The organism is Bacillus sp. JJ1127 (assembly GCF_036965845.1).
Taxonomy (GTDB): domain Bacteria; phylum Bacillota; class Bacilli; order Bacillales; family Bacillaceae_G; genus Bacillus_A.
This window is the reverse complement of record NZ_JBALQK010000089.1, coordinates 4,492-14,205: the sequence shown is the minus strand read 5'-3', so window position 1 is coordinate 14,205 and position 9,714 is coordinate 4,492. Positions and strand designations below refer to the sequence as shown.

The 9,714-nt window shown below is 37.6% G+C and carries 8 protein-coding genes; 4 read left to right on the top strand and 4 right to left on the bottom strand.

From position 1 onward, the window contains the following. Window positions 1-320: 320 nt before the first annotated feature. Window positions 321-1,865 (top strand): DHA2 family efflux MFS transporter permease subunit, encoded by a 1,545-nt coding sequence (locus tag V7183_RS10330; RefSeq protein WP_097894934.1) that lies wholly within the window; start codon window positions 321-323, stop codon window positions 1,863-1,865. A gap of 131 nt (window positions 1,866-1,996) precedes the next feature. Further along, window positions 1,997-2,866, top strand: coding sequence for an HD domain-containing protein (locus tag V7183_RS10325; RefSeq protein WP_335359425.1), 870 nt, complete (start codon window positions 1,997-1,999; stop codon window positions 2,864-2,866). Window positions 2,867-3,035: 169 nt separating this feature from the next. Here the strand turns inward: V7183_RS10325 and V7183_RS10320 are convergent, their stop codons facing one another. Both V7183_RS10320 and V7183_RS10315 read right to left on the bottom strand, forming a co-directional pair. Beyond that, window positions 3,036-3,731 carry a GNAT family N-acetyltransferase gene (locus V7183_RS10320; protein WP_335359424.1) on the bottom strand — a complete coding sequence of 232 codons (696 nt, stop codon included), beginning with the start codon at window positions 3,729-3,731 and terminating at the stop codon, window positions 3,036-3,038. A 13-nt stretch (window positions 3,732-3,744) separates the two neighbouring features. Next, on the bottom strand, window positions 3,745-4,854 hold the full coding sequence (locus tag V7183_RS10315) for a mandelate racemase/muconate lactonizing enzyme family protein (protein ID WP_335359423.1): 1,110 nt from the start codon (window positions 4,852-4,854) through the stop codon (window positions 3,745-3,747). Window positions 4,855-5,111: 257 nt separating this feature from the next. Here V7183_RS10315 and V7183_RS10310 point away from each other — a divergent pair, with 257 nt between their 5' ends. Next, window positions 5,112-6,218, top strand: coding sequence for a M20 peptidase aminoacylase family protein (locus V7183_RS10310; protein ID WP_335359422.1), 1,107 nt, complete (start codon window positions 5,112-5,114; stop codon window positions 6,216-6,218). An 87-nt stretch (window positions 6,219-6,305) separates the two neighbouring features. After that, window positions 6,306-6,920, top strand: coding sequence for an SAM-dependent methyltransferase (locus V7183_RS10305; protein ID WP_335359421.1), 615 nt, complete (start codon window positions 6,306-6,308; stop codon window positions 6,918-6,920). Between the two features lie 90 nt (window positions 6,921-7,010). Here the strand turns inward: V7183_RS10305 and ahpF are convergent, their stop codons facing one another. Both ahpF and ahpC read right to left on the bottom strand, forming a co-directional pair. After that, on the bottom strand, window positions 7,011-8,537 hold the full coding sequence (gene ahpF / locus V7183_RS10300; RefSeq protein WP_335359420.1) for an alkyl hydroperoxide reductase subunit F: 1,527 nt from the start codon (window positions 8,535-8,537) through the stop codon (window positions 7,011-7,013). A 14-nt stretch (window positions 8,538-8,551) separates the two neighbouring features. Then, window positions 8,552-9,115, bottom strand: coding sequence for an alkyl hydroperoxide reductase subunit C (gene ahpC, locus V7183_RS10295; RefSeq protein ID WP_097894941.1), 564 nt, complete (start codon window positions 9,113-9,115; stop codon window positions 8,552-8,554). Window positions 9,116-9,714 lie beyond the last annotated feature (599 nt).

The following is a 9,714-nucleotide window of genomic DNA, read 5'->3' as shown; positions in this document are numbered from 1 at the left end:
TTATATTTTATCTACGTTCAGCACACCAGTCATGTGGAATGCGTAGCAATACTAATACTTTAATAAGAAGAAGCCCATTTCCTTCTCGGAAGTAGGCTTCTCTTTATATCTACAGAAATATAGAATCCATACATTTAAAATAACTTTAGCAACAATTAATCCACATAGTCTAAATTTCAAAGCATAATTATAGTCAGTAGATGCGTTTACAAACGAAGTAGATTTTTGTCAAAAAATCACTTCTGAATTTTATTGTTATTTAATGGAAAAATGTTATTCTATTTGAGTGGATACGATTGAAAAAACGGGGAGAGAGCGCGATGGAGAAGAACAAAAGAATGCCTTTTGTGATTGTAGCTATGGCATTAGGGCTTTTTATGTCATCTCTGGATAACACCATTGTTTCTGCGAGTATTAGTCAAGTCATTAAGGACATTGGTGGATTTGATAAAATGAGCTGGGTTTTTACGGCTTATATGCTTGCCGCAACAAGTACGATGCTTGTATTTGGGAAAATGAGCGATTTATTTGGAAGGAAGTTATTTTATTTAATTGGGATTAGTTTATTTTTAGTGGGATCAGCATTATGCGGAACTGCTCAAAATATAGACCAGTTGATTGCGTATCGTGTTATTCAGGGGATAGGTTCAGGAGCTATTTTTCCGATTTCATTCACAATCATTTATTCAATTTCTACAGATCCTAAGCAAGCTGCGAAAATGTCTGGTGTGTTTGCTGGGATATTTGGTATATCCTCAGTTCTTGGACCGCAAATCGGCACTTGGATTTCTGAAGCCTCTTGGTTAGGGTGGAGATGGTGCTTTTATGTAAATGTACCTTTTGGCATTTTATCGATTATTACTTTATTGTTTTCTTTAAAAGAATCTAAGTCAGAACATAAACCAAAAGTTGATTATCTTGGAACGATTTTATTAATTGCTTCAACTGTTTTACTTCTTCTCGGTTTAGAATGGGGCGGGAAGGATTATGCCTGGGACTCTGTTCAAATCATTGGGATGTTCAGTGCAGCGGTGATATCGATTGTGTTGTTTATATTAGTGGAAAGAAAGGCCAGTGAACCGATTTTACCTCTTTCCATTTTTAAAAATAAAATGGTGCTTGGCACAAGTATTATTGTATTTTGTCAGGGAGCGATTATGTTCTCTGCGATTACGTATCTTCCCATTCTTTCAGTAGCTATTATTGGGAATGAAAATTCAAATAGTGTGTTAACACCAATGATGTTTCCAATTATGATTGGTGCGATTTTAGGTGGTTTCCTTTGTACGAAAGTTCCTTTCCGTACCATTATGGTAATTTCCATGGCGTTTGGAATATTTGAAGCTTATATGCTTAGTACCATCACACATGATACATCAAAATTGACAGTGACACTCGTCATGATCACAATGGGGCTGATTGTTCTTGGTCCACTTATGAGTGTCGCGCAAAATGCCGTCGCTCAATCCGTCGATATGAAATATATGGGGATTGCTTCATCGGTTGTGGGATTTTGGAGAAGTATTGGTGGTGTGATGGGAGCGGCCATTACAGCAACTATTGTAAACAATGATTTAAAAGAAAAGATGGTGGATTTTGCAGCATCCTCTAGAATGCCGGCTGATCAGATTGAAAAATTGGCAAAACCAGAAATCTTGATGCAAAATCATACACAGTTTCCTCCTCAGCTAGTAGAATTCCTGAGAGGGGCATTAGAAACAGCGTTGCACCGGGGCTTTATATTGGCAATAATAGCTGGTATCATCGGGCTTCTTGTTTCCTTATTTGTAGGTGGAGATCGTTATAAGGTTGAGCAAAAGGACAATAAGAAAAAGGCTGGGGCAGGTGGATTTGTTAGAGGTTAATAAATAAATTAAGAGTGCCCCTTTACGAAGGGGCACTTTTGATTTTAGTGATTAGAGAAGTAAACACCGCTCGGAAGATTTTATTTTGAGCGGTGTTTATGTTATGAATATAAATAAAGGAGATGAGGTACATGAGCAGATTAATTGAGAAAGCGATGCAGTTTGCTGCTATTAAGCACGAAGGCCAAATGCGCAAAGGTACTAACATTCCGTACATTATACATCCATTTGGAGTAGCACTCATTTTACAGAAAGCAAAGCAGCGTGATGAAGTGATTGCTGCAGGGTTATTACACGATACTTTAGAAGATACGAATACAACCGAGGCTGAGTTGTGCGAGCATTTCGGCGAAGAAGTGTTGAAGCTGGTTCAGGCGGCTTCAGAACCAGATAAATCGTTGTCATGGGAAGAACGGAAAAATCATACAATTCAATCTCTTCCGCACCGTTCGAATGAAGAGATTACCTTAATCGTCGCAGATAAATTACATAACTTACGGTCCATTCAAGAGGACGTAGAAAGAGAAGAAGATCAATTATGGTCGCGTTTTAATCGTGGAAAACGTGACCAATCATGGTATTACATGAGTATTCTGCATGCTTTGAAAGAGAAAAAGCGGGACATTCCAATTATTCGGGTGTTCGAAAAAGAAACACAAAATTTATTTATTGGAAAAGAAACACTTATGCTGAAGGACATCGATGTATTATTCAACTGTGCGTATGGTATTTATGAGTCACAAAAAACGAAATTGCATGAAAGAGGTCTATTAAAATTTGCGAAGGAAGTTTCTATTGCTGGTGACGAAGTTTATCGTAGTGGAAATATGGAAGTAATCATCCCATTAGCAAATGATCTTCAAGAAAGAGGAGTTTCTTTTCAGTCCAATTCAGATGGCCCCTTTATTTTATTAGCATATTTAACTGAACTAAAACATCGAATGGGTTGGTCCGATGAATTATTTTATCAGTATTACTTAAGGAACTGTTCGAAGTTATAGAAAGAGCGAGTATACAATTAAAAGTAGAAGGAGAAAGTTATCAAGTTCTCTCTATCATTTTCTAAGAAGGATGTTTCATTGAAAAAAGGTGACACACTACAGATAGTAGTATCTCACCTTTTTATTTCTTCGTATAATAAATAATATTAGAAAATGTGCTATTGTTATTTTACTCTCCAAACCAAACCCAATACTCCCCACCACAAAACTCCATCTCATACCCACGATAACCTTCCGCCAGCAACCTTTTCTGCCCGGCGATATCACTCATGAGAAGCTTTTCTATATTCATCCATTCCTTTTCTCTCTCACTCTGCAACTCTTTCACAAACACATATCGTAAGCGATCGCTATATTTTTCTTTCAACGTAGCAATCTCCATCCCTTGAGCAAACTTGTCTTTTAAACTAGGAATATTAAACGGTGCAACGGTGCAGCAAACGTAATCATATTTGTTATCTAACTGTTTTAACTGCGCCATAATCACTTTCGCTAATATTTTTTGAAGCCCGTTTCCCTGGTAAGTTGGATGAACATTTGATACTTCTTGATAGATGATGCGTTCTAATTCTTCACATGTTAAGCCAATATCCAATCCTAAATGGTCTTCATCAATAGGCGGAACTAAGAGCGCACGAAATGCAATGAGTTGTTCGTCTACGAATGCACCAATCATGAAGCCATTTCCGTTTAAGATATTTTGAAATTCTTCTAATGTAAGAGGTTGTAAATTTTCTTTGTTTTCTAGTGCTTCAATGACGTCATCTTGTACGGATAAGATTTGCCCGATGTGTTGCAAAGATAATGGAGCAACCGTGAATGTTTGCTCGTTTTGTTTTAACGTTCCTTCATAAAGAATGTTCATGTTATGACCTCCTTTAACGGACAATATCTTGAAAAACAGTTAACTCATTGAGTACATCTTCATCAACATCAACGCCTAGTCCAGGCTTTTCTGTTAAGCGAATAAAAGGTACATCGTAGGAGAGGTTCCCGATATCTTTCGTGAATTTCAACGGTCCCGTCAGCTCAACGCTCGTAATGATTTTTTTAGAGAAAGCAACATGGAATCCTGCGGAAGAGGCAACAGATGATTCAACCATGGAACCAACTTGGCATTCAATTCCGGCCATTTCAGCTTGATGGGCCAGTTTAACAGCCGGATAGATGCCGCCGCATTTCATTAATTTTATGTTCACTTTATCAGCTGCTTGCTTTTGAATAATTTGGCGCATTTCACGTGATCCTTTTAATCCTTCGTCGATCATAAGCGAAAGATCTGTTTTTGATCGAATATAAGCCATTGCATCAATATCGTCGGCTACAACAGGCTGCTCAATCCAATCGATGTTTAAGTGTCCTAGTGAACGAAGGGCCGTTAATGTATTGGCGCTGTTTTTCCAACCCTGGTTTACATCAACGCGAATTGCGACAGCATTTCCTACTCGTTCACGTACAGCTTCAATTCTTTCAACATCTTTTTTGACATCCGTTCCGACTTTCATTTTAAAGGATTGATAACCTTTATTTATCATGGAAGCTGCTTCTTCTGCCATATCTTCTGGAGAAGCGATGCTTAAAACGTGAGTAATTGGAAACTCTTCATGATAAAGGCCACCAATTAATTGATATACGGGTTGATTTAATTTTTTCCCCATTACATCAAAACAAGCAATATCAATCGCAGCTTTTGCGGTAGGAACCCCATATATCGTTTGATTCATGATGTCATGTAATTTCTCGATATTCATTGGATTTACACCAATTAGGGCTGGAGCTAATGTATGTTTTAAAACATGAAAGGTACTTTCCCATGTTTCACCTGTAACATGCTCGTCGGCTACTCCTTCTCCGTAACCAATAATGCCCTCATCTGTTTCAACTTTTACAATAATAGAAGGCATATCATGATAAGTACCATAGCTGATAATAAATGGATTGCGAAGTGGTAAACGAATTGCGTAAAGGTGAATAGCTGTAATTTTCAATGAAAAGACCCCTTTCTGTTTACAATGCTTTCGTGAATTTGAGATAGCTGATGTGATTTTCTCTTCCGGCGTTTTCTCATATTATATTTCAAAAAGGAATATGAGGACAATTATGAATTATCAGTGTTTATTTCTTGACATTTAAACGAATATTCAATATGTTTTTGGGAAACAGGATTGTTATCAATAAAAAGGTTGTTTAGCATCCAATACAGTTTTCAGAGAATGGTTGCGATGTGAGAAGGGAGAGCACAACGGTGAAAAAAGTAGATTTGCAGGATCGGTTAAGCGAAATTTTTCAACATTTACACGAGAATCCTGAAGTGAGCTGGAAAGAATATAATACGACTGCCTATATTACGAAATTTTTAGAGGCAGAAGGCATTTCCTATAAAACATTTGATGATTGTCCTGGAGTAATCGCAGAAATGGGAAGCGGGAAACCAGTTGTCGCGATTCGAGGTGATATGGACGCATTGTGGCAAGAAGTAGATGGAGAGTTTAAAGCAAATCATTCATGTGGTCATGATGCTCACATGACGATTGTAATGGGGCTCATTTTACAGTTGAAAAATGCGGATTGGGAAACTGGAACGGTTCGATTTATTTTTCAGCCTGCAGAAGAAAAGGGAAGCGGAGCTCTGAAAATGGTGGAGAAAGGTGTTGTGGATGATGTTGATTTCCTATTCGGTATTCACTTACGACCAATAGAGGAATTGCCATTGAAGCAAGCAGCACCATCTATCCGACATGGAGCGGCTGACTTTTTAGAAGCTCATATAGTTGGAACTGACGCTCACGGTGCCCGGCCGCATCAAGGTACGAACGCAATTGATGTCGTTACGATGATTAATATGGGATTAAAAAATATATGGCTTTCACCGCAACTTTCCTATTCCGTTAAAATGACGAGATGCCAAGCAGGCGGTGAAAGTTTAAATATCATTCCTGGGAATGCTCATTTTGCTTTAGATGTAAGGGCAGAAAACAATTTATTGTTGGAAGAGCTGAAGAAAAAGATAGAACAAGTTATTCAATCAGCCGAGTCAATGGGTGTAAAGATTTCTTATGATTGGGTCGATTATGTACCTGGAGCAGTAGTATCAGAGGAAGCAGAACAGTTCCTCCGTAAGGGGATTCTGCAAACATATGGAGTAGAAGGATGCGCTGCACCACTTCGCACAGCGGGAAGTGATGATTTTCATTATTATACGGTCAAAAAGCCGCATTTAAAAGCGGTTATGCTAGGGCTCGGTGCGAATTTAAAACCAGGATTACATCATCCTCACATGACGTTTGACCGAGCTTGTATATTAGATGGAGTACAAATCTTGAAGCAAACGGTATTGGAAGTTTTAAAATAATAGTAGTTTAAAGTGAAAGCCTGATTTTATCGGGCTTTTTTCTGTGGTGTATAATAAAAAGTATTATTTCTTAATAGGAGAAAATCAATGAACGAACAGTATTATGACGCAGTATTAAATATAAAAACAGTAGGAGAACAAAAAGGATTCAATAAATCTTTACATTATCATCGTTACGAACCAACGCCATATAGCGGGTTAGAAATATTATTGAATCAATATGAAATTAAAAGTAGTGATCGAGTTGTAGACTTTGGATGTGGAAAAGGACGGCTAAATTTTTATATCCATCATACGTGCGGTGCTTCAGCTGTTGGAATCGAAATGAACGAGACATTTTATAAAGAAGCAATGGAAAACCGTGAACGTTATGCGAAGAAGGCAAGAAACAGTAAAGATAAAATTCAATTTCAATGTTGCTTAGCACAAGAGTATGAGATTGATCCACGTGACAATCGATTTTATTTCTTTAATCCGTTTTCTGTACAGGTATTTATGAATGTGGTAAACAACATATTGCTTTCGGTAGAAGAAGTAGAGAGGGACATTGAAATTATTTTGTATTATCCATCGGAGGATTATATTTTCTTTTTAGAGAATCAGACGGCATTTGAGTTGAAGATGGAAGTTAGATTGCCGGAAGCCTATGAGAAAAATGGGAATGAGCGGTTTTTAGTTTATGGATGGGGATTAACTAACTAAATTGTTATTTGAGGCAGTACTTGTTTATAAAAAAGAAAGAAGCTGCGCTACCTAAGCGGTAGTACAGCTTCTTCGATTGTAAACAGTTTATTAATTACGGATTAGATAATCAAATGCACCTAAAGCTGCATTTGCACCTGATCCCATAGAAATAATAATTTGTTTGTACGGATTATTTGTACAGTCACCTGCAGCAAACACTCCCGGTACGTTTGTAGCACCGTGCTTGTCTGTTACGATCTCACCACGAACACGTTCAACAGTGTCGCCTAACCAATCTGTGTTTGGCACAAGACCGATTTGAACGAATACACCTTGAAGTTCAATATGATGAACTGCTTCAGTTTCACGATCGATGTAAGAAATACCGTTTACTGTGTCAGTACCAGTAATTTCTTTCGTTTGAACGTTTTTTAGAACAGTTACGTTAGGAAGACTGTAAAGGCGTTCTTGTAATACAGCGTCAGCTTTTAATTCTGGCATGAACTCAAGAACAGTTACGTGTTTTACGATACCTGCTAAGTCGATTGCTGCTTCAATACCAGAGTTACCGCCGCCGATAACTGCTACGTGTTTTCCGGCGAATAGTGGACCGTCACAGTGAGGGCAGTATGCTACACCTTTGTTTTTGAACTCAGCTTCACCTGGTACGCCAACATTACGCCAACGAGCACCTGTTGAAACGATTACGCTCTTACTTTTTAGAACAGCGCCGTTTTCAAGTTCCACTTCAATAAGTTCTTTCTTCTCTAAACGTTTCGCACGTTGTAAATTCATTACATCAATGTCGTATTCTTTTACATGTTCTTCAAGGCTTGCTACTAGCTTAGGACCTTCAGTGCGTTTTACGCTGATGAAGTTCTCAATGCCCATAGTATCCATCACTTGACCACCGAAGCGCTCAGCAACGATACCTGTGCGGATGCCTTTACGTGCTGCATAAATTGCTGCACTTGCACCAGCTGGGCCACCGCCAACAACAAGAACATCGTATGGATCTTTATCAGAGAACTCTGATGCATCAGGACCGTTACCCATTTTAGCTAGAATTTCTTCAAGTGTCATACGACCACTGCCGAAGGACTCGCCGTTTAGGTAAACAGTTGGTACTGCCATGATGTCTTTGCTTTCTACTTCTTCTTTGAATGCAGCACCGTCAATCATAGTATGTGTAATACCAGGATTAAGAACGCTCATTACGTTAAGTGCCTGCACAACATCTGGGCAGTTATGACAGCTTAAGCTGATGTAAGATTCAAAGTGATATTCACCTTGAATATTTTTTACTTGATCAATTACTTTTTGTTCAACTTTCGGAGCTCTTCCACTAACTTGTAGTAAAGCTAACACTAATGAAGTGAATTCATGTCCTAGAGGGATACCAGCAAAAGTTACTCCAGTGTCTTCGCCAGTGCGATTCACACTAAAGCTTGGCGTTCTCTCTAATTGTGTTTTTTCTACCTTAATTTTGGATGACATTGTAGCTAATTCATCAACTAGAGCTAACATGTCTTTAGATACGTCATCGGATCCTGCGCTAACTTTAAGTAGCACATCGTTCTCCATCAGTTGAAGGTACTGGGCTAATTGTGCTTTTATATCTGCATCTAGTATCATTTTGATCGCACTCCTTAGATTTTACCTACAAGATCAAGGCTTGGTTTAAGTGTTGCAGAACCTTCTTTCCATTTAGCCGGGCAAACTTCGCCTGGATTGTTGCGAACGTATTGTGCCGCTTTAATTTTGTTAACAAGGATGCTTGCATCACGGCCGATACCGTCTGCATTGATTTCCATAGATTGGATAACGCCGTCTGGGTCGATGATGAATGTACCACGAGCAGCAAGACCTTCTGATTCAACTAATACGTTGAAGTTGCTAGTGATTGTGCGAGTAGGGTCACCAATCATAATGTATTCGATTTTACCGATAGTTTCTGAGCTATCATGCCATGCTTTATGTGTGAAGTGAGTGTCTGTAGATACAGAGTATACTTCAACGCCTAGCTCTTTTAAAGCCCCGTATTGGTTTTGTAAATCTTCAAGTTCAGTTGGGCATACGAATGTGAAATCTGCTGGATAGAAGCAAACTACGCTCCATTTTCCTTTGAAACTTTCGTCAGTAACTTGGATAAACTCTCCATTATGATAAGCGTTAGCTGTAAACGGTTTTACTTCTGTGCCGATTAATAACATATTAAAATTCCTCCTAAATGTAAGTTATGAGTAGCAAAAATTATCTTGCTCATAAAGTTAAAGTTTCTAATTAACTATAATAATTCTAATTCAATATTTATTATTATATAAAATTGTTTATTTTGTCAAGGGAAATGTACAACTTTATTGAAATTAATTATCAATTGCTTAGAAATGTAAGGTTCTTTACCTTTTAAAGCTTCACTTTATGTAAGAGATAAGCATGGATAAAATATAAAAAGGAGTAATCAACTGAATTTGTTGGATTACTCCTTTTCATAGTATGCAAAATTCTTGTGCGGCATTTAAATATTTAAATTATAAAACTATATAATCTAATATATAATTTATATAGATGATTCGCTATTTTTGTAGTGGCTAGTTCTTTATTAAAGAGAAGAAAAATGGAGTTATAAATAATAAGGAGGAAGTTTTGGTTAAAAAATGTCTATTTATATTGTTGGTTATAGTAATTTCAGTGGGAGGTTATGTCGCGTATAAACACTATTTTTATCAGGAAACTGATTCGAAAATTAATAAGGAGAGCCAAAAGATTATATATATCATTTCTAATGCTACAGATGAAATTGCAAAAGGTG